General features: G+C 69.2%; 22 protein-coding genes. 8 read left to right on the top strand and 14 right to left on the bottom strand.

Annotated features, from left to right (window positions below; translation table 11 throughout):
- The first annotated feature begins 1 nt into the window (after position 1).
- The 6 genes from recR (at position 2) to VNE60_02345 (ending at position 4,326) form a co-directional block, all read left to right on the top strand.
- Positions 2–592, top strand: a complete 591-nt coding sequence (gene recR, locus VNE60_02320) for a recombination mediator RecR (protein ID HVB30341.1) — start codon at positions 2–4, stop codon at positions 590–592.
- Positions 592–864 carry a hypothetical protein gene (locus VNE60_02325; protein ID HVB30342.1) on the top strand — a complete coding sequence of 91 codons (273 nt, stop codon included), beginning with the start codon at positions 592–594 and terminating at the stop codon, positions 862–864. Before recR ends, VNE60_02325 begins: the two co-directional genes overlap by 1 nt.
- 14 nt (positions 865–878) lie before the next feature.
- The gene (locus VNE60_02330) at positions 879–1,367 is read left to right on the top strand and encodes a roadblock/LC7 domain-containing protein (protein ID HVB30343.1); all 489 of its coding nucleotides are present in this window, start codon (positions 879–881) and stop codon (positions 1,365–1,367) included.
- Positions 1,368–1,382: 15 nt separating this feature from the next.
- On the top strand, positions 1,383–2,060 hold the full coding sequence (locus VNE60_02335) for a GTPase domain-containing protein (protein HVB30344.1): 678 nt from the start codon (positions 1,383–1,385) through the stop codon (positions 2,058–2,060).
- A 16-nt stretch (positions 2,061–2,076) separates the two neighbouring features.
- Positions 2,077–2,796: a CDP-alcohol phosphatidyltransferase family protein gene (locus VNE60_02340; GenBank protein ID HVB30345.1), complete on the top strand. Its 720-nt coding sequence runs from the start codon at positions 2,077–2,079 to the stop codon at positions 2,794–2,796.
- 273 nt (positions 2,797–3,069) lie between these two features.
- On the top strand, positions 3,070–4,326 hold the full coding sequence (locus VNE60_02345) for a competence/damage-inducible protein A (GenBank protein ID HVB30346.1): 1,257 nt from the start codon (positions 3,070–3,072) through the stop codon (positions 4,324–4,326).
- Between the two features lie 6 nt (positions 4,327–4,332).
- Here VNE60_02345 and VNE60_02350 read toward each other — a convergent pair whose 3' ends face one another.
- Positions 4,333–5,877 carry a DHA2 family efflux MFS transporter permease subunit gene (locus VNE60_02350; GenBank protein HVB30347.1) on the bottom strand — a complete coding sequence of 515 codons (1,545 nt, stop codon included), beginning with the start codon at positions 5,875–5,877 and terminating at the stop codon, positions 4,333–4,335.
- 2 nt (positions 5,878–5,879) lie between these two features.
- Positions 5,880–6,371, bottom strand: coding sequence for a MarR family transcriptional regulator (locus tag VNE60_02355; protein HVB30348.1), 492 nt, complete (start codon positions 6,369–6,371; stop codon positions 5,880–5,882).
- A gap of 248 nt (positions 6,372–6,619) precedes the next feature.
- Here VNE60_02355 and VNE60_02360 point away from each other — a divergent pair, with 248 nt between their 5' ends.
- A complete protein-coding gene (locus tag VNE60_02360; GenBank protein HVB30349.1) occupies positions 6,620–7,168 on the top strand; it encodes a nucleotide exchange factor GrpE in 549 nt (182 codons plus the stop codon).
- 9 nt (positions 7,169–7,177) lie between these two features.
- Positions 7,178–8,293 carry a molecular chaperone DnaJ gene (dnaJ, locus tag VNE60_02365; GenBank protein ID HVB30350.1) on the top strand — a complete coding sequence of 372 codons (1,116 nt, stop codon included), beginning with the start codon at positions 7,178–7,180 and terminating at the stop codon, positions 8,291–8,293.
- An 89-nt stretch (positions 8,294–8,382) separates the two neighbouring features.
- Here the strand turns inward: dnaJ and mnmA are convergent, their stop codons facing one another.
- From mnmA to VNE60_02425, 12 genes are all read right to left on the bottom strand, one after another.
- Positions 8,383–9,474 (bottom strand): tRNA 2-thiouridine(34) synthase MnmA, encoded by a 1,092-nt coding sequence (gene mnmA / locus VNE60_02370; protein ID HVB30351.1) that lies wholly within the window; start codon positions 9,472–9,474, stop codon positions 8,383–8,385.
- A gap of 16 nt (positions 9,475–9,490) precedes the next feature.
- Positions 9,491–10,648, bottom strand: coding sequence for a cysteine desulfurase family protein (locus VNE60_02375; protein ID HVB30352.1), 1,158 nt, complete (start codon positions 10,646–10,648; stop codon positions 9,491–9,493).
- A 115-nt stretch (positions 10,649–10,763) separates the two neighbouring features.
- A complete protein-coding gene (bshB1, locus tag VNE60_02380; GenBank protein HVB30353.1) occupies positions 10,764–11,480 on the bottom strand; it encodes a bacillithiol biosynthesis deacetylase BshB1 in 717 nt (238 codons plus the stop codon).
- Between the two features lie 103 nt (positions 11,481–11,583).
- On the bottom strand, positions 11,584–12,840 hold the full coding sequence (locus tag VNE60_02385; protein ID HVB30354.1) for an ABC transporter permease: 1,257 nt from the start codon (positions 12,838–12,840) through the stop codon (positions 11,584–11,586).
- A 10-nt stretch (positions 12,841–12,850) separates the two neighbouring features.
- Positions 12,851–14,092, bottom strand: coding sequence for an ABC transporter permease (locus VNE60_02390; GenBank protein ID HVB30355.1), 1,242 nt, complete (start codon positions 14,090–14,092; stop codon positions 12,851–12,853).
- A 114-nt stretch (positions 14,093–14,206) separates the two neighbouring features.
- On the bottom strand, positions 14,207–15,460 hold the full coding sequence (locus tag VNE60_02395) for an ABC transporter permease (GenBank protein HVB30356.1): 1,254 nt from the start codon (positions 15,458–15,460) through the stop codon (positions 14,207–14,209).
- Position 15,461: 1 nt separating this feature from the next.
- Positions 15,462–16,706, bottom strand: coding sequence for an ABC transporter permease (locus tag VNE60_02400; protein ID HVB30357.1), 1,245 nt, complete (start codon positions 16,704–16,706; stop codon positions 15,462–15,464).
- Positions 16,707–16,797: 91 nt separating this feature from the next.
- A complete protein-coding gene (locus tag VNE60_02405) occupies positions 16,798–18,054 on the bottom strand; it encodes an ABC transporter permease (protein HVB30358.1) in 1,257 nt (418 codons plus the stop codon).
- A gap of 3 nt (positions 18,055–18,057) precedes the next feature.
- Positions 18,058–19,299: an ABC transporter permease gene (locus VNE60_02410; GenBank protein HVB30359.1), complete on the bottom strand. Its 1,242-nt coding sequence runs from the start codon at positions 19,297–19,299 to the stop codon at positions 18,058–18,060.
- A 90-nt stretch (positions 19,300–19,389) separates the two neighbouring features.
- Entirely contained in the window at positions 19,390–20,184 is a 795-nt protein-coding gene (locus tag VNE60_02415; protein ID HVB30360.1) for an ABC transporter ATP-binding protein, read from the bottom strand.
- Complete coding sequence (locus VNE60_02420; GenBank protein HVB30361.1) at positions 20,181–21,467, bottom strand: efflux RND transporter periplasmic adaptor subunit; 1,287 nt, start codon at positions 21,465–21,467, stop codon at positions 20,181–20,183. Before VNE60_02420 ends, VNE60_02415 begins: the two co-directional genes overlap by 4 nt.
- A 15-nt stretch (positions 21,468–21,482) precedes the next feature.
- Positions 21,483–22,958, bottom strand: a complete 1,476-nt coding sequence (locus VNE60_02425) for a TolC family protein (GenBank protein HVB30362.1) — start codon at positions 22,956–22,958, stop codon at positions 21,483–21,485.
- Positions 22,959–22,999: the final 41 nt, after the last annotated feature.

The following is a 22,999-nucleotide window of genomic DNA, read 5'->3' on the forward strand; positions in this document are numbered from 1 at the left end:
CGTGTCGGTGATCGACGAGCTGGCCACGGAATTCGCGAAGCTGCCGGGAATCGGTCGCAAGACCGCGCTCCGGCTGACGTATCATCTGCTCAAGCAGCCGGCGGACCAGACCCGTCGGCTGGCGCAGTCGCTGCTCACGCTGGGCGAGCGGGTGCGGCCGTGCGAGCGGTGCTTCAACCTCACGGAAGAGGCGTTGTGCGTGGTGTGTCGCGATCCGCGGCGCGACGCGTCGGTGGTGTGCGTGGTGGAGGAGGCGTCGGACATCGGCGCCATCGAGCGGGCAGGGGAGTTCCGCGGCGTGTATCACGTGCTCGGCGGCCGTCTCTCGCCCCTCGAGGGCGTGGGGCCGGAGGATCTCACCGTGGCGAAGCTGGTGGAGCGAGTGGCGGCGGGACAGGTACGCGAGGTGATCGTGGCCACGAATCCGAGTCTGGAAGGGGAAGCCACGGCCCTGCTGGTGCGGCGCGAACTCCAAGGCGCGTCGGGGGTGACGATCAGTCGCATCGCGCTGGGGCTGCCGGTGGGCGGCGATCTGGAATACGCGGACGGCGTGACCATCGCCCGCGCGCTCTCGGCGCGAAGGGCGATGTAATGGAACGCGGCGACCGGGCGGCCCTGGCGGCCGGATTCCTGGGTGGTCTGGTGGTTGGCGTGCTGGCGTGGAGCGCGCAGATTCAACGCTCGCGGCGCGATCTGTTCAGCAGCAGCCCGGTGCGGCGGGTGGCCGCGCTCGGCTACCTGAGCGGCCGGCCGGGGCTCAAGACCGTGCAGTTGCTGGCCGAGTACGTGAAGTGGGAGCCCCAACCGCTGCTGCAGCGGCGCGGGCGGCGGATGTTGCGGCGGATGCAGGCGTCCCTCGAATAGGCAGGCGAGATCCCATGCCCGTTGGTTCAGCGAGCTGGTCCTTCACGGAAGACGACTTCGGGGCGATCACGCACGCGCTGCAGCGGTTCCTGGCCGACAGCAGCGCGCGGTGCGCGCTGCTCGTGGACCGCACCGGCCAGCTCGTGGCCACCGTCGGCGAGCAGCCCAAGTTCGATCCCACCACCTTCGCCACGCTCACGGCGGCCGATTTCAGCGCCAACGACCAGTTGGCCAAGCTCATCGGGGAATCCGACTTCAATTCGCTGTTCCACCAGGGTGAAAAGGAATCGATGTATCTGGCGGACGTCGCGCGGCGCGTGATCCTGGTCGTGCTGTTCGACAACCGCACCACTCTAGGCCTGGTCCGTCTCAAGATGAAGCAGACAGTCGAGGAGCTCAGCCGACTCTTTGAAGCGGTGTTCGCGCGCGGCGCGGCGGGTCAGCCGGCCGCCCCCAACATTCTCGCCGGCGCCGACGACGAGATCGACAAGCTGTTCCAGTAACGGGAGACCCACAGCATGTCGATGATCAACTACGCGTCCCGCGAGATCAACTGCAAGATTGTCTATTACGGCCCCGGGTTGGGCGGCAAGACCAGCAACCTGGAGCACGTGTACGGCAAGGTGCAGCCCGATACGCGCGGCAAGCTCATCTCGCTCGCCACCGAGACCGAGCGCACGCTGTTCTTCGATTTCCTGCCCGTGGACCTCGGCACGATCCGCGGCTTCAAGACGCGCTTCCACCTCTACACGGTGCCCGGCCAGGTGTACTACAACGCCAGCCGCAAGCTCATCCTCAAGGGCGTGGATGGGATCGTGTTCGTGGGCGATTCGCAGATCGAGCGCATGGAAGCCAACCAGGAAGCGATGCAGAACCTGTACGACAACATGGCCGAGTACGGCTACGATCTCACCAAGATGCCGTTCGTGATCCAGTACAACAAACGGGACCTGCCCAATGCGTCGCCGATCGGCGAACTCCAGGGGGCGCTCAACCCGGGGTGGGAAGTGGTCGATCCCGCGCGCCAGCGCGTGACGCCCGATCCCTACCACGCCGGCGAGAATCTCATCGAGCAGTTGCCCACGGGCGAGTGGCTCGAACGCGCGCAGTATTTCGAAGCGGTGGCGATCACCGGCGACGGCGTGTTCGAGACGCTGCGCGCCGTGAGCAAGCTCGTGCTCAAGTCCCTGGCCTGAGGCGCTCGGCGTTCCGGTGAATCTGCCGAACTGGTTGAGCGCGGGGCGCATCGTTGCGGCGCCGTTCATCGCCTGGCTGCCGTTCTCGGGGTCGTCGTCGCTCCGGTTCACGGCGTGGGCCCTGTTCTTCATCGCCGCCATCACCGACTACATCGACGGCTACCTGGCGCGGTCCCGCGCCCAGGAGACCGACCTCGGCCGGCTGCTCGATCCGCTGGCCGACAAGCTGCTGCTCGTGGCCACGCTCGTGCCGATGTTCGTGCTCATCGGATCGGGCACGGCGACGTCGCTCGTCTCGCCGCTGCACACGCCCATGGTGGCCGGCGCCGTGGGCGCCGTGATGAAGACCAGCGGCCTCGCCGCCTTCCCGTTCGTCACCCCCTTCGGCCTCATCGGTCTCCCGTGGTGGATCCCGGTCGTGATCCTGGGCCGCGAGGCGTTCATGTCGGTGTTCCGGCAGATCGCCCGCGGGCGCGGCGTGGTGATCTCGGCCATCGGCCCCGCCAAGTGGAAGACGGCCATGCAGCTCATCTGGGTGGGCTCGGCGTTCTTCTGGTTCTTCATCGCCACCGTCGCGATGAATCGCCGCTGGGCGGGCGACGGCTGGCGGTACTTCGCCTACTTCAACGGCACGGTGGGCGTGCTGATGATGGTCGGCGCCACGGTGCTCACGCTCTATTCGCTCTGGCTGTACCTGAGCCGGTTCGGCCGCCTCCTCGGCGCGGCGGCGCGCTGACGTCGCGAGCCGCGAATCAAGAACGAAGGGTTCATTCGGATGCTCCGGATCGAACGGATGCTCCAGATGTCGCAACGAACCGGTCGCCGTGAAGCCGTAGCGCCGGGGGTAGGGGCGATCGCTTCGACGAGATCTCCCGCCGCGGCCCCGGCTGGTGGTGTCCTCTCCGGTCGATCCGTTCCATCCGGAGCATCAGGCCCAACCATCCATTCTTGATGCCGGCCCGGCATGTAGATTCATGGCGTCACCACGATCTCGAATGGATGCCTGGGCATGAAGATCGAGTTGGTCACGATCGGCGACGAGCTGCTGCTCGGATTCACGATCGATACGAACGCCGCGCACCTGGCGCGTGAACTGGCCGCCATCGGCGTGGAGATCGACCGCCGCACCACCGTCGGCGACACCGCCGAGGCCATTGCCGCCGCCGTGCGCGACGGCCTCGACCGCGCCGGCGCCGTGATCACCACCGGCGGCCTGGGCCCCACCAGCGACGACCTCACCAAACCGGCCATCGCGGCGCTGTTCGGGCGCGAGATGGTGTTCGATGAGGAGCACTTTGCCTGGATGGCGGAGCGGTGGCGCCGGCGGTTCGACCACGAGATCCCCGCGGCCAACCGGCTGCAGGCCATGATCCCGGCCGGCGCGCGCAAGCTCCGCAACCAGCATGGCTCGGCGCCCGGCATCTGGCTCGAAGACGACCGCGGGCGTTGGGTGGCCATGCTCCCCGGCGTCCCGCGCGAGATGCGCGGCATGCTCGCCGATACGCTGGTGCCGATGCTCAGCGAGCGCGTGGCCGGCGATCGCGTGGTGCGGTCGCGCACCCTGCGCACCACCGGCGTGGCCGAGTCGCTGCTGGCTGACCGCGTGCAGCCGGTGGCCGGCGCCCTGGGTCGCGACGTCTCGCTGGCCTACCTGCCCAACGTGGACGGCGTGGATCTCCGCGTCACCGTGCGCGGCCTGCCAGCGGCCGACGCCGACCGCGTGCTCGAGGCGGCGGCCGCGCAACTGCGCCCCGTGGTCGGAACCGACGCCTACGGCGAGGGGAATGCGGATCTCGCGGCCGTCGTGCTCGACGCCTGCCGCGCCCGCGGCCTCTCGATCGCGGTGGGCGAGAGTTGCACCGGCGGCCTGCTCGGCGAGCGCCTGACCAACATTCCGGGATCGAGCGATGTGTTCGTGGGCGGCGTGATCGCCTACGCCAACGAGATCAAGACGTCGCTGCTCGACGTGCCGGCGGCGATGATCCGCGAGCACGGCGCGGTGAGCGAGCCCGTCGTGCGCGCCATGGCCACCGGCGCCCGCAACTGCACCGGGGCCGAGGTCGGCATCGGCATCACCGGCGTCGCCGGCCCCGACGGCGGCACGCCGGAAAAGCCCGTGGGCACGGTGTGGGTGGGCGTGGACTTTGCCGGGGAGGTGCGCAGCGTGCTCCTGCACTCGTGGGGCGACCGGCAGGAGGTGCGGCAGCGCGCCGCCCAGGCGGCGCTCAACCTGGTGCGCCGCGTGCTCGAGGTCGGTCCGGCGTAGCGTCTCCTACTCGGCCATGATCTCCACGGGCTCCGACGTCCGGGAGGCGCGGGGCAGGAGCACGATCAGCGGGGCCGCCAGCGCGAACGTCAGTGTCACGATCACGAAGATGTAGTTGTACGACAGGACCGTGGCCTGGGCGCTCACGCGCAGCCCGAGCAGCTCGAGGGCGCGCTGCTGAGCCACGCCCAGGCTCGCGCCCATGCCCTGCATGGCCCCCGTCACGTCGTGCAGCCACTGGCGCGTGATCGGGCTCGACGAGTTCTCGGCGAGAATGGCGTAGTAGCGCTGCTGGCCGCTCGTGAGCAGCGTGGCGAAGACGGCGATCCCGATGCTGCCCATGACCTGCCGGACCACGTTGTACAATCCCGTGGCCGCCGTCATCTGCGCTTTGGGAATGGCCGACAGCGCCGCCGTGCTCAGCGCCGCGAACAGGAAGCTGAAGCCGGTGCCCGTCCAGATCTGCGGCAGCACCAGGTCCCAGATCCCGGTCTGCGTGGTCAGGTGCGCCAGCTGCCAGTGGCCCACGATCAGGAACACGAGGCCCATCGAGACCATGAGCCGCGCGCCCGTCCGGTTGTACAGGCGGCCGGCAATGGGCATGACGACGAGCATGGCGAGACTGCGCGGCATGAGCGCCAGCCCGGCGTCCATGGCTGTGAAGCCGAGCAGCCCCTCGAGGAAGAGCGGCAGGATGAACAACGTGCCGCTCAGCCCGGCCCCCATGATCCCGCCCAGGAACGTGGCCGCCGTGAACGGGAGGTTGCGCAGGATGCGCAGGTTCACGGCCGGTCGCTCGACGGTGAGTTCTCGCCACACGAAGGCCACCATCCCGGCGGCGGCGACCACGGCCAGGCGGACGATGAATCTGGACTGGAACCAGTCGTCCTGCTGGCCTTCCTCGAGCATGAGCTGGAACGCGCCCAGCCCCACGATCATGAACGCCAGGCCCGGCAGGTCGAGCTTGGCCCGCGAGCGCTCCAGATACGGCGGGTCGCGCAGCACGCGCTGCACCATGATCAGGTTGATGAGGCCGATCGGCACGTTGATGAAGAACACCCAGGGCCACGAGTAGCGGTCGGTGAGCCAGCCGCCCAGCGTGGGGCCGATGGCCGGCGCGAGCACCACGCCCATGCCGTACACGCCCATCGCCAGCCCCTGCTCCTCGAACGGGAAGCTCTCGCGCAGCACGGCCTGCGGCACGGTGATCAGGATGCCGCCGGCCAACCCCTGGAGCGCGCGGTAGGCCACCAGCATGCCCAGCGAGGTCGAGACCCCGCAGAGCATCGATGCCGTGGTGAACACGGCGATCGACAGCATGTAGATGCGCTTGCGTCCGTAGCGGGCGCTCAGCATGCCGACGATCGGCATCACCAGCACGTTGGCCAGGATGTAGCCCGTGACCACCCAGGTGATCTCCTCGATCGTGGCGCCCAGGTTGCCGGCCATGTCGGGCAGCGCCACGTTGACGATGCTGGAGTCGAGCACCGCCATGATGTTGCCGATCATCACCGTGGCGGCGATGACCCATTTGCCGGGGCCGTCCTCCACCGCTAGCGGGCCTCGCCGCCGTCGTCCGCGGTCCGCGCGGCGGCGAGGCTCGGGAGCACCTGCGTCATGGCCCGGCGCACCGCCGCGCGCTGTCTGGGCGTGAGGCCGGCCAGCCGCTCGGCCACCACGGCGCGCGCCCGCGTGAAGTAGGCGTCGAGATGCGAGCGGCCGGCGCGCGTGACCGCGAGCTTGAGGCGCCGGCGATCGCGGGCATCGAGCCGGCGCGTGACGAGCTTGCGTTGGACCAGGCCGTCGAGCAGGCGGGTGACGGCGGGCCGGCTGAGCATCAGGTATTCGGCCAGCTGCGACGGCGCGCAGTCGGGGTCGGCGTTGACGAACGCCAGGGCGCGCACCTGCGGCAGGGTGAGTTCCACCGGGCGGTGGCGCCGCACCTGGGCGCGCACGAGGCGGGAGACGGCGAGCCCGACGTCGAGCACGGCGGCGGCGCAGCGGTCGGCGTCCGCGGTGCTATTCACGGTCAGCAACTGTTGCATGATGTGAACTATATGCCGGGGGGCGCGACCGGCGGAAGGGGGCGGGGGGTGGGGGGCGGCGGGCCAATCGGCCGGGAGCGGCTGCCACCCCCGCCGCCGCCGGGGGCCTTGCCCCCTCGCCCCCGCCGTCCTGACAGGCTTTGGAGGCACGGACATTGCAACTCGGCCCCCTTGGGACGACCTTTCATTCGATGACTCACAAGACCAGACCGATGAATTCCGCTGACGCGCCGAAAGGGGCCGAAGACATGCCGACTGCCAAGGCCGCAGTCACCGACGACGGCTCGGATGCGCCCGTGACCGGCACGGCGGGCATCGAGCCGGGCCCCGACACGCGCGCGGCCCAGCTCGACGCCGAGCTCGCCGACCAGCGCGACAAGTATCTCCGCCTGGCCGCCGAATACGACAACTTCCGCAAGCGCATGGTGCGCGAGCGGCAGGAGGCCGAGCTCAAGGGGATGGGGATGCTCGTGCGCGGCCTGCTCGACGGCCTCGACGACCTGGGCCGTTTTGCGCACGTCGACCCGGCCACGGTGGACGCGGCCACGGTGGTGCAGGGCGCCGACATGGTCGAGAAGAAGCTGCTCAAGTCGCTGTCGGGGCACGGCCTCGAGATCCTCAATCCGCTGGGCGATCCGTTCGACCCGGCGGTGCACGAGGCGGTGGCCACCACCCGCGCCGAGTTGCCCGAGGAGGATCACCGCGTGGCCCAGGTCTATCAGGTGGGGTACCTGTTCAACGGCCAGTTGCTTCGCCCCGCTCGCGTCGTCGTGACGCAGTGGCACGACGAACCCTAGCCCACCCGCATGCCGCCCACCAAGGACTATTACTCGGTACTCGGGGTTCCAGCTTCGGCCAAGCAGGAAGAGATCAAGAAGCAGTTCCGGAAGCTGGCCAAGAAATTCCATCCCGACACGAATCCCAACGACCCGAAGTCCGCCGAGCGCTTCAAGGAGATCTCGGAGGCGTACAACGTCGTGGGCGACGCCGAGAAGCGGAAACAGTACGACGACATGCGCCGTCTGGGCGCGTTCGGCGGCGGCTTCACCGCGCAACGTGGTGGGCGCCCCACGCCGGGCGCGCAGCAGGCGCAGGGCGGGGTCAAGTTCGAGGACATGGACATCGGCGGCCTGGGCGGCCTCGGTGACATCTTCAGCTCGATGTTCGGCGGCGCGCGCGCGCAGAAGCCGCGTGGTCCGGAACGCGGCCAGGACGTTGAGCGGTCGCTCGAAGTGCCCTTCCGCACCGCGGCCACGGGTGGCAAGGTGCCCGTGGAGCTCGAGGTCACCGAGGAGTGCGAGACCTGCCACGGGTCGGGCGGCGCGCCGGGCGCCAAGTTCCAGACCTGCACGGAGTGCGGCGGGCGCGGCACGATCGCCTTCGGGCAGGGCGGATTCGCCGTCCAGCGCCCCTGCCCGCAGTGCCTGGGCCGCGGCCAGGTGCCCAGCGAGCGGTGCGCCGCGTGCGGCGGCGCGGGCGAGGCGCGGACGCGCCGCAAGGTGCTGATCAACGTGCCCGCAGGCGCCGACACCGGCACGCGCATTCGCCTCAAGGGACAGGGCGGGCGCGGCAGCCGCAACGGGCCCCCGGGCGACCTGCTGATCACGATCCAGGTGGCGCCCGACCGGTTCTACGCGCGCGAGGGACTGGATCTCGTGGCCAAGGTGCCTATCAACATCGCCCAGGCCACGCTCGGCTCCAAGGTGGGCGTGCGCACGCTGGACGGCCGCAAGGTGGCCATCCGCATTCCGGCCGGCACACCGTCGGGCAAGCGCTTTCGCGTGAAGGGGCAGGGCATCGAGAAGGACGGCGCGCGCGGCGACCTGATCGTGCAGGCCGAGGTCACGGTGCCGGAGAAGCTCACGCCCGAGCAGGAGAAGATGATGCGGGAGTTTGCCGAGGCGGGCGGGCTGAAGTACTGAACGATGGTAGGGAGGTAGGACGGTAGGACTGAAGGACGGTAGACGGCGTTCCGAAGTCATCCGTCCTACGCCCCTACCCCCCTACCGTCCTACGCCAAAATAGGCAGCCCCACACGTGCCGCCGACTCGATGATTCCCCCGCCCAGGACCACGTCGCGCGCGTAGAACACCGCCGACTGCCCCGGCGTGATCGCGCTCACCGCCTCGTCCAGCGCCAGCTCGATCTCGTGACCGTCCAGACGCACCACCTCGGCGCGCGCCGCCGGCGCGCGATGGCGCACCTGCACTTCGAGGTGCGAGCCCACGGCCGGCGGATCCACCAGCCAGCTCACCTCGCGGGCGATCAGGCCGTGGCCCAGCAATTCCTCCCGCGGGCCGATGACCACGGCGCGGTCGTCGGGCCGGATGGCGACCACGAACATCGGCTCGGCGAATCCGCCGGGCAGGCCGCGCCGCTGGCCGATCGTGAATCGGGCGTGGCCGTCGTGATAGCCGAGCACCTCTCCGCTCGACCGCACGAACGGGCCGCGCGACAGCGACGGCGCGTCGGCGCCGAGTCTGGACCGGATGATCTTGGTGTGATCGCCGTCGGGCACGAAGCAGATGTCCTGGCTCTCGAGCTTGTCGGCCACCACCTCGAGGCCGAGCCGGTGCGCCACGGCGCGCGTCTCGGCCTTGGTCTGCGCGCCCACGGGGAGCAGCATGCGCGGCAGCACGCCGCGGTCGATGCCCCACAGGAAGTACGACTGGTCCTTGGACCGGTCCACGCCCCGATGCAGCGCGCCGTCCACGACGCGCGCGTAGTGGCCGGTGGCGATCCAGCGCGCCTCCATGGCGTCGGCCTTGCGCACGAGGTCGCGGAACTTGGTGAACGTATTGCACCGCACGCACGGAATGGGCGTGCGGCCGCGCGCGTACTCGCTCACGAAGTCGTCGACCACGTCGTGCGAGAACGCGCTCTCCAGGTTGAGCACGTAGTGCGGCACGCCGAGCGACTCGCAGACGCGGCGCGCGTCGTTGATCGAATCGAGCGAGCAGCAGGGGCGGTCGACGATCTCGTCGCCGTAGCAGAACAGCTTCATCGTGGCGCCCACGACGTCGTAGCCCTGCGCCACGAGCATGGCGGCGGCCACCGACGAATCGACGCCGCCCGACATCGCCACCAGCACGCGCTCCTTCATCGCCCGGTGTCCACGCTCAGGCCGCGGCGGCGCCGCGCGCCTTGGCCGCGAGCCGCGGGAACGCCTCGGCCACGCGCTCCACGGCCGCGTCGTCGGTGAGCACGCCCAGGCTCATCCGCACGGCCGCGGCGGCCAGCGCCGGCTCCACGCCGATCGCCGTCAGCACGTACGACGGCGAATTGCTCCCGCTCTGGCACGCCGACCCGCCGGAGCAGGCGATGCCGTGGAGGTCGAGCGCGATGAGCATCGACTCGCTGTCGGTGCCGGGCACCGACACGTTGAGGATGTGGGGCGCCCGCGGCGCGCGGGCGGCGTGCACCACGAGACCGGGCACGCGGGCCACGAGCATCGCCTGCAGCCGGTCGCGCAGCGCGCTCAGCCGCGCCGCCTCGGTCTCGCGCTCGGCGATGGCGATCTCGGCGGCCGTGGCGAGCCCGACGGCGAACGCCACGTTCTCGGTGCCCGGGCGGCGGCCGCGGTCCTGCGATCCGCCGTGGAAGAGCGGCTCGATGGACGTGCCGCGCCGGATGAACAGTGCGCCGCAGCCCTTGGGCGCGCCGATCTTGTGCCCCGAGATGGACAGGATGTCGAACGGCACCGTGGCGGCGTCGATGGCCACCTTGCCGAACGCCTGGACGGCGTCGGTGTGGAAGACGACGCCGCGCGCCCTGGCGCGCTCGGCCAGCTCGGGCACGGGCTGGATGGAGCCGATCTCGTTGTTCACCCACATCACCGACGCCACCGCCACGTCGTCGCGCACCATGGCATCGAACGACGCGCGATCGACGACGCCATCGGAGGTCATGGCGAGCAGGCGCTCGTCGGCGCCTTCATGGGCCGCGGTGTGCACGGCCTCGAGCACCGCCTTGTGTTCGACGGGCGTGGTGACGACCGCCGTCTTTCCGCGCTCGCGTGCCCACCGCCAGGCCCCGAGCACGGCGAGATTGTCCGACTCGGTACCGCCCGAGGTGAAGCAGATCTCGTCGGCGTGGGCGCCGAGGCAGCGGGCCACGCGCTCGCGCGCCTCGTCCAGAGCGGCGCGCGCCTCGCGGCCCCAGCGATGCGTGCTCGAGGGGTTCCCGAACCGCGCGCCGTAGAACGGCCGCATGGCGTCGAACACCTCCGGGCGCACCGGAGTCGTGGCCGAATGGTCCAGGTAGATGGGGTCGGGCATGAGGGGAATATACCGATGGACGGTAGGACGGTAGGACGGTAGGGGGGGAGGGGGGTAAACGGCGTTCCGCAGTCATCCGTCCTACGCCCCTACTCCCCTACCGCCCTACCGTTCGTCAAAACGTAGAGACCTCGAGCGCCACGACATCGTCCACGCGCATCGTCTCGCTGGTGTAGAACGGCTCGCCGTACCGGGTGCGGATGAGCGCACCGTAATAGGCCGCGTGGTGGCGCACCACGTCGTAGAGCGGCTCGCCGGTGGGATACACCTCGCCGGCCTGCGTGACGCCGTCGAACTGCGACGCGTAGCAGCGGATGGCCTCCATCTTCTGCTCGAACACCTCCGAGATGTCGACCACGAACGTGGGCCGTTCGAAGTCCTGCCGGTAGGTGATGGCGTGGATGACCTTGTGCGGCCGGTGCTTGGGGATGCCCGGCGACACCTTGGCCAGGCCCGCCACGAAGCAGGCGTCGCGCACGAGCTGGGCGGTGGCGATGTGGTCGGGATGCCGTCCCTGGATCGACGGCGCGATCACGACGCGCGGTTTGAGGCGGCGAATCACGCCGGCCACCATGGCGCGCGTCTCGGGCGTGTTCACGATGCCGGCGTCGGGCAGGCCCAGATTCTCGCGCACCGCCACGCCGAGGATCTGCGCGGCGCGCGCCGCCTCCTCGCCGCGCAGGTCGGCCGACCCGCGCGTGCCCGACTCTCCCTGCGAGAGATCGAGGATCGCGGTGCTGCGACCTCGGGCCACGGCCATGAGCAGCGTGCCGCCGCAGGTCAATTCGACGTCGTCGCGGTGGGCCGCGATGGCGAGGAGGTCGATGGGCATGAGGGAAGCTAAAGCGAACGACGGTGACGGGGTAGGACGCCAGGACGGATGCCTGCTCAACGCCGTTTACCAACAACCGTCCTACCGTCCTACTCTCCTACCTTCATTCGTAGCGCAACGCCTCCACGGGGTCCAACTGCGCCGCGCGACGCGCCGGCAGCACGCCGAATATCAGCCCGATCCCCACCGACACGGTGACCGCGATCAGGGTCAGGTTCACCGGCGCCGAGGCGTTGATGTGCATGGCCGCGGTGGCCACGCGGCCCAGGCCGAGTCCGACGACGACCCCGATCACGCCGCCGGCGCCGGTGAGCGTGGCCGCCTCCACCAGGAACTGCTGCAGGATGTCGCGGCGCGTGGCGCCCACCGCCTTGCGCAGGCCGATCTCGTGCGTGCGCTCGGTGACGCTGATCATCATCACCGCCATCACCCCGATGCCTCCCACGAGCAACGCCACCGCGCTCAGCACGATCATGACCAGAAAGAACACGCCGGTGAGCTTGTTGAATACGTCGAGGATCTGATCCTGCGTGAGCAGGTCGAAGGTGTCATGGTCGGCGGGGCGCAGCCGGCGCGCCTCGCGCAGCGTCACGATCACCGCGCCCTGCGCCTCGTCCAACGGCACGCCGGCGCGCGGCTTGACCGGAATGAACACCATGTTGGTCTTGTCGAGCGTGAACTGGTGATCGAGCATCTGATACGGCACGATGGCCACGATGTTCTGGCCCGGCGGGTTGAAGATGTTCGCGGCGGGCTGGTACAGGCCCACGACCTGCACCGGCTTGCCGCCCACGTGCACCCACTTGCCCATCGGGTCGATGCTGCCGAACAGCTTGCGCGCCACGTCCACGTCGATGACGACCACCGACGACCCGGTGCGTTCCTCGGCGCGGGTGAACCACCGGCCCTCGGCCAGGCTGCCGCCCTGGATGTCGGTGAAGTGCGCATCGGCGCCGATGACCGCCTGCGGCTGCGTGCGGACGCCGTCGTACTCCACGCGGGCAATGTACTGCCCCCAGATGCCCGCATACCCGACCTCGGGCAGGGCCTGGATGCGCGCCGCCTCGTCGGGCGTGAGGTCGGGGCGCGCGCGCACCCACTTGGGCAGGTCCTGCGGATTGAGCGGCGTCTGCGAGAACACCTTCATCACGTAGAAGGTGGTGGGGCCGGCGATCTCGATCGTGTGGATGATCTGCTCCTGGATGCCCTGCACGATCGACGCCATCGCCATCACCGTGGACACGCCGATGACGACGCCGAGGATGGTGAGCCCGGACCGCGTCTTGCTCACGCGGAGCGAGTCCACCGCGACGGCCACGTTTTCGCGGAAACTGTCGGAGACGCGGCGCCAGTGGCTCACGCGGGCATCCTCATTCGGCGTGCAGCGCCGCGACGGGGTCGAGGCGCGCCGCGCGCACCGCCGGGTACACCCCGAAGATCACGCCCACGCCGGCGCCCAGCGTCAGCGCCAGCACCACCGACCAGAGCGTGACGCGGGCCGGCAGCGGCGACAGCACGGTGATCGCCTGCGCGAACAGGAACCCGCCCCCGGCGCCCAGCGCGCCGCCGAGCGTGGCGAGCATCACCGCCTCGGCCAGGAACTGCCGGCGGATGTCGCGCTGCGTGGCGCCCACCGACTTGCGGATGCCGATCTCGTGCGTGCGCTCGCGCACCGCCATGAGCATGATGTTCATGATCACGATGCCGCCGACGACGATCCCGATGGCGACCACCGCCGGCACGACGGCGAACAGCACGGCCGTAAGGCTCTTCCAGAAGGCCACGAACGCGTCCGAGGTCTCGACGGAGAAGTTGTCCGGTTGCCCCGGGCGCAGGTGGTGGGCCACGCGCATCGCCTCCTCGGCGGTGGCCATCGCCGGCGCGATGTCGGCCGCGGCCGCCATCTTCACCGAGACCTGCGTGGTCTGGCGGCGGCCGTACACGGACTCGAAGGTCGTGATCGGCATCAGCGCGAAGCCGTCGAACGACTGGCCGAGCACGCGCCCCTTGGGCGCGATCGTGCCGACCACGGTGAACTGCTGGCCGCGGATGCGCACCGGCTGGCCGACGGCCGAGACGCCGTTGAACAGCTTGGTGGCGACGTCGGCGCCGATCGCGACCACGTACCGCCGCTCGCGCACGTCGATGTCGGTGATCGGCTGGCCGGTGGTGAAGCGATAGTCCTGGACCGTCTGGTACGGGGCGCTGATCCCGAAGACGAGCACGTCGCCCAGCGTCTGGTCGCGCCAGAGGACGTCGGATCGCGGCGTGGGCCAGCCGGAGGTGATCCCCACGGCCTGCGCGCCGGGCAGCGCCTGCTCCACGACCGCGGCGTCGGCCATCGTGATCGGCGGTCGCCGGCGGGCCCGATCCATGTCCTCGTCGGAGATGAGCCCGATCTGGATCGGGTCGCGCCGCACCATGAAGGAGTTCGCGCCGACCATGTTGTCGGCGATGTTCTCCTTCACGTACGCGTTCATGCCCTGGATGATCGCCACCACCGCCACCAGGAACGCCACGCTCACGACGATGCCGAGCAGCGTGAAGAACGACCGCAGCTTGCTCACGCGGATCTGCGTGAACGCCGTGAGGAGCACGTCGGCGAAGCGCATGGAAGGAAACTACACGTAGGACGGTCGGAGAGTAGGACGGATGACTGCGCAACGCCGTTCCCCACGACCCCCCTACCACCCTACCGTCCTACTCTCAATGCGCGCACCGCCCTCTCACTCGTACCTGAGCGCTTCCACTGGGTCGAGGCTCGCCGCGCGCACCGCGGGCAGCAACCCGAACACGATCCCCGCGAACGCACTGCCCAGCACGGCGATCATGATCGCCGCCGGGGGCGTGGTGGCGTCGATGGGCGTGGCGTGGCGCACGACGTAGGTGATCGCCCCGCCGATCACCAGCCCCGCCGCGGCGCCGAGCGTGGTCAGCGTGGCCGCCTCCACCAGGAACTGCCAGAGGATCACGCCGCGCGTGGCGCCCAGCGCCTTGCGCACCCCGATCTCGCGCGTGCGCTCGGTGACGCTGATCATCATGATCGCGATCACGCCCACGCCGCCCACCAGCAGGCCGATGGCCGACAGCGTGATCATGACCAGGAAGAACACGCCCACGATCTTGTTGTACAGCTCGAGGATCTTCTCGGGCGTGGAGACGAAGAAGTCGTTCTGCGCGGCCGGGTGGAGATGCCGCGTGACGCGGAGCAGGGCGATCACCTCGTCCATCGCCGCGTCGCGGTCCACGCCCGGCTGCGGCTTGACGGTGAGGTCGAGCCAGCGCAGCCCGAAGTTGAGCCGGCGGTAGGCGGTGAGGATCGGCACCACGACCTTGCCGTTGTCGCCGCTGTCGAACGCGTTGGGGATCGGGTCGTACACGCCGATGACGGTGAATTCGTTGCCGTTGAGCCGCACCGTCTTGCCCACGGGGTCCTCGCCCAGGAACAGCTTGTCCACGATCTTCGAATTGATGAGCGCCACCGGCGCGCCGGCGTCGTTCTCCTGCGGCGTGAAGTTGCGGCCGAGCGAGATGTCGCCCCCCGCCACGTCGAACCACTCCGGCGTATAGCCGTCCACGGATACGGCGCCCAGCTCGCGGTCGGCGAACTTGATGGCCGCGTTGGAACTGATGTGCGCCGTCACGGCGCGCACGTCGGGCAGCTGCCCGATCTGCCGGGCCTGGTCGAGCGTGAGCGACGGATTGCGGCGCCACGGACAGGAATCGGCCGAGCCGTTGCAGCTGTTGATCTCGGCCGGCCAGCGCGTGATGAAGAACGTGGTGGGCCCGGCGGCGGCGATGCTGTTGGCCACGCCGGCGTTGATGCCGTGCACGGCGGCCGACATCACCGTGACCACGAACACGCCGACGGCGATGCCGAGGATGGTCAGCCCGGCGCGCACGCGGTTGGCGCGGATGGAGTCGAAGGCCATGACGATGCCCTCGAACAATGCGGAGACTCTGGCCACGAAGCGCTTCATGTCACTCGGCCCGGATGGCGAGAATGGGGTCGAGCCGCGACGCGCGGCTCGCGGGATACGCGCCGGCGATGACCCCGATGCCGCCGCCCACCACCACCGAGACCACGATCGACCAGGGCGCTACCGCGGCGGGGAGCGGCGAGACCATCGCCACCACCTTGGCCAGCGTGATGCCGAGGCCGACGCCGAGGATGGCGCCGAAGCAGCTCAGCGTGGCGCTCTCGACCAGGAACTGCGCCAGGATGTCGCGGCGCCGCGCGCCGAGCGACTTGCGGATGCCGATCTCCCGCGTGCGCTCGGCCACCGCCACGAGCATGATGTTCATGATCACGATCGCGCCCACGACCAGCCCGATGGCGGGCAGCACCATGCCGGCGAGCACGAGATAGTGCTCGATGGTCTTCCACTGCGTGAGCGCCGACTCCGAACTCTCCATCACGAAGTTGTCGGGGTCGGTGGGGTGCAGCTGGTGCCGGTTGCGCATCACCTCGCGCACGATTTCCTCGAGCGGCTGGAACTGCGCCGGCGTGGGGGACTGCACCACCACGCCGTAGAGGTTCTGGCGGGCGCCGGTGAGCCGCGACATCTCGGAGTGGAAGGGCGCGATGGCCTGGCGATCGAGATTGAGCCCGAACACGGTGCCCTGGTGCGTGAACACGCCGATCACGCGGAACGGGAACCGCTGGACCAGCAGCGTGCGGCCCACCGGATCGAGATTGGGGAAGTACTCGGCGGCGAGCGCGTCGCCGATCACGATCACGTCGGCGCCCACGGCGTCTTCCTGCTCGTCGAACAGGCGGCCCTGGGCCACCGGGAGGTCCTTGATCTTGAAGTACTCGGGCGTGGCCGCTTCGGCCAGCACCTGGGCGCCGCCGGTGGCGTACCGCGAACTCACGTTCATCCAGCGCACGTCGTGCATGGCCCAGCGCGTGCCGTCGGGCAGCGCCGCCTTGACCGCCATCGCGTCGGCGATCGTGATCTTGGGGCGCTGCTGCCACTCCTTCCACTCCTGGTCGGTGACGTTCCCGGTGTTGATGTCGGGGTACGGCCGCAGGTTGAAGGTGTTGATGCCGAGGAACTTCCCGGCGAAATCCTGCTCCACGTACACGTTCATGCCCTGGACGATGGACACGACCGCGATCAGGAACATCACGCTGATCATGACGCCGAGCAGGGTGAAGAAGCTCTTCAGCTTCTGGACCCGGATCTGGGCCAGGGCGAGGCGGACGGCTTCGAAAAGCTGCACGGGCGCGCGGGGTTGGAGACCGGAGGAATCGACTCCATCCCATACGCGGCGCCGGCCGCGAAAGTGTCAATTCTTAACGGCGGGGACGGGGCTACTCGTACCTCAGCGCGTCCACGGGGTCGAGCCGCGACGCGCGGGCGGCCGGTAGCAGGCCGAACAGCACGCCCGTCACGGCGCTCGATCCCAGGGCCGCGACGATGGCCAGCGGCGGCACGGAGGCCGCCACGGGCGTGTACGACCGCACCACCAGGGCCACGAGGATCCCCGCCACCAGCCCGATCACGGCCCCGATGCCGGTGAGCGTCACCGCCTCCACCAGAAACTGCCAGAGGATCATGGCGCGAGTGGCGCCCAGCGCCTTGCGCACGCCGATCTCCCGCGTGCGTTCCGTGACGCTGATCATCATGATCGCCACCACGCCCACGCCGCCCACGATCAGCCCGATGGCCGAGAGCACGATCATCACCAGGAAGAACATGCCGAACACCTTGTTGTAGGTGTCGAACAGCTTGTCCTGCGTGATGATCGCGAAGTCGTTGTCGGTGGCCGGGCGCAGCTCATGGCGCTGGCGCAGCAGCGCGGTCACGTCGTCGATCGCCTGATCGCGGCCGGCGGACTCCAGCGGCACCACGGTGATCGAGATCTGGCGGCGGCCCGCGTTGAGCACGCGGAAGGCCGTCTGGATGGGAATGATCGCCCGCGACCGGTCGCCCCCCGACAGGAAGCTGGCCACGGAATGGTAGATCCCGATCACGTGGAACGGCTCGTCGCGGATCGTGATCACCTTGTCCATCGGGTCGGAGTCGCCGAACAGCTGCTTGGCCATGATGTCGTTGATCACCACCACCCGCTGTCCGGCATTGGCCTCGTTCTCGGTCCAACTGCGCCCGGGGTACAGGTCGCCCCCGCCGTCGATGATGATCCAGTTGGACGTGAGGGCGCTGACCTGCGCGGCGCTCAGCGAGCGGTCGGCGTAGCGCACCTGGAACGCCATGTCCAGCCGCGCGCCGGCCGCGCGCACGCTCGGCAGTTGATCCATGGACGCCTGATCGGCCATCGTGAGCGGCGGGTTGTGGCGCCACTTGCAGGTGGCGTCGGTGCCGTCGCAGGCTTCGAACGTGATCGGGTAGCGCGACACGAAGAACGTCATCGGACCCGCGGACTCGAGGTCCTTGGCCACGCTGGCGTTGATGCCGTGCACCGCCGCCGAGATCACCACCACCACGAACACCCCCACGGCGATGCCGAGGATGGTGAGGGCGGCACGCACCTTGTTGGCCCGGATCGACTCGAGGGCGATGCCGACGCCTTCGCCAAGGTTGAGGATCGTGGAGAGAAGGGAAGCCATCCGCTACTCCTGGCGCAGGGCCGCGATCGGGTCGAGCAGGGCGGCGCGGCTGGCCGGATAGACGCCGGCGATGATGCCCACGCCGGCGCCCACCGACACGCCCACCACCACGGACCAGAGCTCGACGGATGCCGGGAGCGGGGTCAGGGCGGAGATCAGCTTGGCGAGGGCGAATCCGAGGGCGACGCCGACGGCGGCGCCGAGCATGGCCAGCGTGGTGCTCTCCACCAGGAACTGGCGCAGGATGTCGCGGCGGCGCGCGCCGAGCGCTTTGCGGATGCCGATCTCGCGGGTGCGTTCGGCCACCGCCACCAGCATGATGTTCATGATCACGATCGCGCCCACCACGAGCCCGATCGCCGGCAGCGCCACGCCCGCCATCACCAGATAGCCCTGGATCTTCTTCCAGAACGCGAGCGCGGAATCGGAGGTCTCGAGCGTGAAGTCGTCCGCCTGCTCAGGGCGCAGGCGGTGCCGGGCCCGCATCACCTCGCGCACCCGCTCCTCGTTGTCGCTGATGCCGGCCTCGGTGGGCGACTGCACGATCACCGCGTCCACCACGCCGTGCGGATTGAGCAGGCGCTGGATGGGCGCGCGGGCCGGCGCCACGAGGAACCCGTCGAACGACATGCCGAACGCGCTGCCCTGCGTCTCGGCCACGCCGATCACCGAATAGGGCACGCCGGCCACCTTCAGCTCGCGGCCCAGCGGGTTGAGATCGGGGAAGAAGTGGTCCTGGACGTCCTTGCCGATCACGATCACCGGCGACCCGAGGATGTATTCCTGCGGCGACGGCAGGCGTCCCAGGGTCACGCCCATGCGCTTGATCGTGAAATACTGATCGCTCACGCCGTACGCGGTCACGCGGCGCGGCGTGCCGTACTGCGATTCCACGTTGACGCCGCTCTGGCTGTATTCAGCCCACAGCGTGCCGGTGGCGAGCGACGCCGCCACCTCGGGCACGTCGTACTCGTAGATGCTCGGGCGCAGGCGCCAGGCGCGGCGCTCCGCCTCGTTCACGTCGCCGATGTTGAGGTTGGGGCGCTGGCGCAGCTCGAACGAGTTGAGGGCGATGAGCTTGCCCACCAGTTCGTTCTTCATGTAGTTGCCCATGCCGCTCACGATCGAGACCACGGCGATGAGGAACATCACGCCGATCATGACGCCGAGCAGCGTGAAGAAGCTCTTGAGCTTCTGGACGCGGATCTGGGCGAAGGCGAGGCGGATGGCTTCGTAGAACGGCACGGCGGGCGGGAGACGGGGGAGCCTTCGAAAGGCGCGAGGCGGCGAAGGAGGACCTCCGCCGCCTCGCGATGGGGCGCTACGGGCGCGCGGTTACGTGGCGATGCGTTCGGTGAATGCCTCGCGGCGGTCGTCGGTGGCCACGAGGCCGTCGCGCAGGACCACGACGCGGCGCGCGTGGGCCGCGATGTCGGGCTCGTGCGTCACCATGATCACCGTCTGGCCCGAGCTGGCGAGTTCCTCGAACACCTTCATGATCTCCTCGGACGTGGCCGAGTCGAGGTTGCCGGTGGGCTCGTCGGCGAGCAGGATCGAGGGCTCGTTGACCAGCGCCCGGGCGATCGCCACGCGCTGGCGCTGGCCGCCCGAGAGCTCGTTGGGGCGGTGGTCCATGCGTCCGTCCAGCTGTACCCGCTCCAGCGCGTGCCTGGCGCGCTTGCGGCGCTCCTCGGCGCCGATGCCGGCGTATACCAGCGGCAGTTCCACGTTGTGGAGGGCCGTGGCGCGCGGCAGCAGGTTGAACGTCTGGAAGACGAACCCGATCTCCTTGTTCCGGATGCGGGCCAACTGGTCGTCGGACATCCGCGAGACGAGGGTGCCGTTGAGCCAGTATTCGCCGGAGGTCGGCGTGTCGAGGCAGCCGATCACGTTCATGAGCGTGGACTTCCCGGAGCCCGACGGCCCCATGATGGCCACGTACTCGTTGCGCTGGATGGCGATGTCCACGCCACGCAGCGCCCGGACGATCTCGCCACCCATGTCGTAGTGGCGCTGGATGCCGCGGGTGACGATCACCCACCGGCTGTCGGGAGCCTTGCCGGCCTCCGAGACCACCGCCGCGCGTTCCGCGGTGGAACTGACCGGTGCTTCCGCCGTTTGCTGGCTCACTGGGACCCCGCCTGAGGTTTCTTGGTGTCGACCTTGGTTTCCTTCACCACCATGCCGTCCTTCAGGTCGCGAATGGCCTGATAGGTGCCGGCCACGATGCGCTCACCCTGCTTGAGCCCGTCCAGGACCTCGAAGTCCTTCTCGCCGGCGATCCCTACCTTTACGGGGCGGAACGTCACTTTGTTGTCGGACCCCACCACGAACACCCCTTCCACATCCTTCTTGCCCACGTCGACCTTGGGCTTGGGCTTGCCCAGGCCGACCGCCGTGTCGGCGTTCTGCAGCGACTGGTTCTCCCGCACCGTGAGGGCGATGATGGGGATGGCCAGCGCGTTCTTCCGCGTGTCGGTGATGACCTTGGCCGTGGTCGAGAAGTCCGGCCGCGTGTCCTGGGGCACGTTCAACAGGCGGATCGTGACCTCGTAATCTACCGCCTGGTCGCTGCTGGTGGCCGTGGCGGTGGCGCCGGTGACCGAGCTGTTGGCGATCTCGGTGACCCGGCCCAGGAAGGTGGTGTCCGGGAAGGCGTCGATCTGGACGACGGCCGAATCGCCGACCGCGATGCGCGCCACGTCGGTCTCATCCACCTTGACCTTGGTCTCGAGGTCGGACATGTCGCTGATCGTGAGCAGCGTGGCGGCGTCCTTGTTCAGCGTTCCCTGAATGGCCGTCTCACCCGCTTCGACGTTGAGCCGCGTGACGCGGCCCGACATCGGCGCGTAGATCGTGGTCTTGTTGAGCGACGACTGCGCGTTCTCGAGCGACGCCTGGGCCTGGTCCACCTGGTGGCCCGAGGCCTCGAGCATGGCCTGGTTCACGTCCACGGCGGTCTTGAGCTGGTCCAGCGACTCGGGCGACACGAACTGGGCGTTGGCCTTCTTGAGCTGCAGCGAGCGGTCGTAGGCCTTCTGGGCCTGGATCAGGTTGGCCTTGGCCTGTTCCTGGGCCGCCTTGGCCGACGCCACGTTGGCTTCCCATTGCTTGACCGTGGCCTGGGCGAGCGACGGGTCGATCTGGAGCAGGAACTGCCCCTTGGTCACCATGTCGCCCTCCTTCACGGCGAGCTTGGTGATCTTGCCCGAGACATCGGAACTGAGGTCCACCTTGGTGTGCGGGCTCACCTGGCCGCTGGCCGTCACCGAGGCCACCAGATTCATGCGCTGCACCGGCTCGATGCGCACGAAGACGCCCGCATTGGACTTCTTGGCGGCCGCGGCGGCGATGATGCCGCCGAGGGCGAGGACGACGACACCGCCGATGGTCAACTTCACGCGCTTGGTCATGGAGGTCCTCAGGGGCTATCGGAGGGGGCGCCCCACCGCGTTTTCCAGCGCGGCGAAGGCCCGATGATAATCATAGACGGAATTCAGCCGGTCCACCTGCGCCTGCACGAACGTGCCGTGCGCGGTGGTCACGTCCAGGTACGTGGCCTGGCCCACGCGGTACCGCTCCTCTGCATACTGGAACTCTTCACGCGCCTTGTCGGCGTTCTGCTGGCGGAGGCCGATGGTTTTGGACGCGAGCTGCAGGTTGAGGAACGCCTGCGTGACGTTGGTCCGCGTGGCCAGCTCCTGCGCCTTCACGTTGTACGCCGCCGCTTCCTTCTGCGCGATGGCCTGCTGCACGCTCTGCTCGCGGTTGAAGCCGTCGAAGATGGGCAGCGACAGCCCGGCCGAGACGGACAGCGGCGAGCGCGTGAACTTGAACGGGAAAACGCTGTTGCCGCTGCGGATGCTCTGGATCTCGGCGCCGGTGAGCGTGGCCGAGCCGCACGGATACGCCCCCAGCCCCACCGCCGTGCGGATCGAGTCGGTCTGCAGACAGCCGTTGTAGCTGCCCATGGCGGCCGCCTGCGCGCGTCCCACGAGGTACTCGGAGTTGGTGTACTGATACGCATTGCCGCCCCACCCGGTGCTCACCGTGAGCGTGGGTGTGTAGCGCGACCGCGCCGTGCTCACGCCCAGGACGGCCGCGCGCTCCTGCGAGCGCAGCGCCCGGATGGCCGGGTTCTGCCCGCGCGCCATGTCGAGCAGCGAGTCGAGCGAGAAGTGGGGCGTCTCGATGGCGAATGTGGTGGTGAGGTCGACGCCGCCCGGCGGTTCCGGCACGCCGATCTGCTGGTACAGCGTGACCTTGGCCACCTCGACGCTGTTGTGCGCCGTGAGGGCCGCGATCTGCGCCTGGCCCAGCGCCACCTCGGCGCTGCGCACGTCGAGAATCGTGCCCTGTCCCACCGCCATCTTGGCGTTGGCCAGGTCGAGCTGCCCCTGGGCGGTGATCACCAGCGTGTCCTGGAGCGCGGCGTTGGCCTGCGCGCCAAGCGCGTTGAGGTAGGCCGTGGTCACGTTGGCGCGGACGATCTCCGCCTCGCCCGTGATGTTGGCCTCGGTGGCGTCGCGGTTGGCCTTCTGGAACTTGGGGTCCATGAACGACGCCGCGCTCAGGCTGTAGTTCACGCCCACGTTGTAGTGCGACGTCATGGCGTCGGACGAGCCGCTGAACGTGAGGCCGTTGAACACCTGGCTGCCGGCCTGCTGGTACCCGACGCCGAACGATGAACTGACCGTGGGCAGAAACGCGCCGTACGCGGTGCGCACCGCGGCGTCGGCCGACCGCCGGCCGGTGGCCATCTGCAGGTACGTGGGGTTGCTCTGCCTGGCGAGCGCGACCGCTTGCTCGAGAGACAGGGGCGTGCTGGCGGCGGGAGGCGCCCCCTGGGCGGCCGCCACCTGACCGACAAGCGCGAGCAGCGCTGCAGACACCGAAAAACGCATCGAGAAGGGATCCTGTGGTGAGGGTCAGCCTGCCGTACGGC

Source organism: Gemmatimonadaceae bacterium, from assembly GCA_035533755.1.
Taxonomy (GTDB): Bacteria; Gemmatimonadota; Gemmatimonadetes; order Gemmatimonadales; family Gemmatimonadaceae; genus JAGWRI01.

Coding starts and splice junctions, on each gene's coding strand:
- VNE60_02325 (HVB30342.1), top strand. CDS start 592: ATGGAACGCGGCGACCGGGCGGCCCTGGCGGCCGGATTCCTGGGTGGT.
- VNE60_02330 (HVB30343.1), top strand. CDS start 879: ATGCCCGTTGGTTCAGCGAGCTGGTCCTTCACGGAAGACGACTTCGGG.
- VNE60_02335 (HVB30344.1), top strand. CDS start 1,383: ATGTCGATGATCAACTACGCGTCCCGCGAGATCAACTGCAAGATTGTC.
- VNE60_02345 (HVB30346.1), top strand. CDS start 3,070: ATGAAGATCGAGTTGGTCACGATCGGCGACGAGCTGCTGCTCGGATTC.
- VNE60_02355 (HVB30348.1), bottom strand. CDS start 6,371: ATGCAACAGTTGCTGACCGTGAATAGCACCGCGGACGCCGACCGCTGC.
- VNE60_02360 (HVB30349.1), top strand. CDS start 6,620: ATGCCGACTGCCAAGGCCGCAGTCACCGACGACGGCTCGGATGCGCCC.
- dnaJ (HVB30350.1), top strand. CDS start 7,178: ATGCCGCCCACCAAGGACTATTACTCGGTACTCGGGGTTCCAGCTTCG.
- mnmA (HVB30351.1), bottom strand. CDS start 9,474: ATGAAGGAGCGCGTGCTGGTGGCGATGTCGGGCGGCGTCGATTCGTCG.
- VNE60_02375 (HVB30352.1), bottom strand. CDS start 10,648: ATGCCCGACCCCATCTACCTGGACCATTCGGCCACGACTCCGGTGCGC.
- bshB1 (HVB30353.1), bottom strand. CDS start 11,480: ATGCCCATCGACCTCCTCGCCATCGCGGCCCACCGCGACGACGTCGAA.
- VNE60_02390 (HVB30355.1), bottom strand. CDS start 14,092: ATGCGCTTCGCCGACGTGCTCCTCACGGCGTTCACGCAGATCCGCGTG.
- VNE60_02395 (HVB30356.1), bottom strand. CDS start 15,460: ATGAAGCGCTTCGTGGCCAGAGTCTCCGCATTGTTCGAGGGCATCGTC.
- VNE60_02405 (HVB30358.1), bottom strand. CDS start 18,054: ATGGCTTCCCTTCTCTCCACGATCCTCAACCTTGGCGAAGGCGTCGGC.
- VNE60_02420 (HVB30361.1), bottom strand. CDS start 21,467: ATGACCAAGCGCGTGAAGTTGACCATCGGCGGTGTCGTCGTCCTCGCC.
- VNE60_02425 (HVB30362.1), bottom strand. CDS start 22,958: ATGCGTTTTTCGGTGTCTGCAGCGCTGCTCGCGCTTGTCGGTCAGGTG.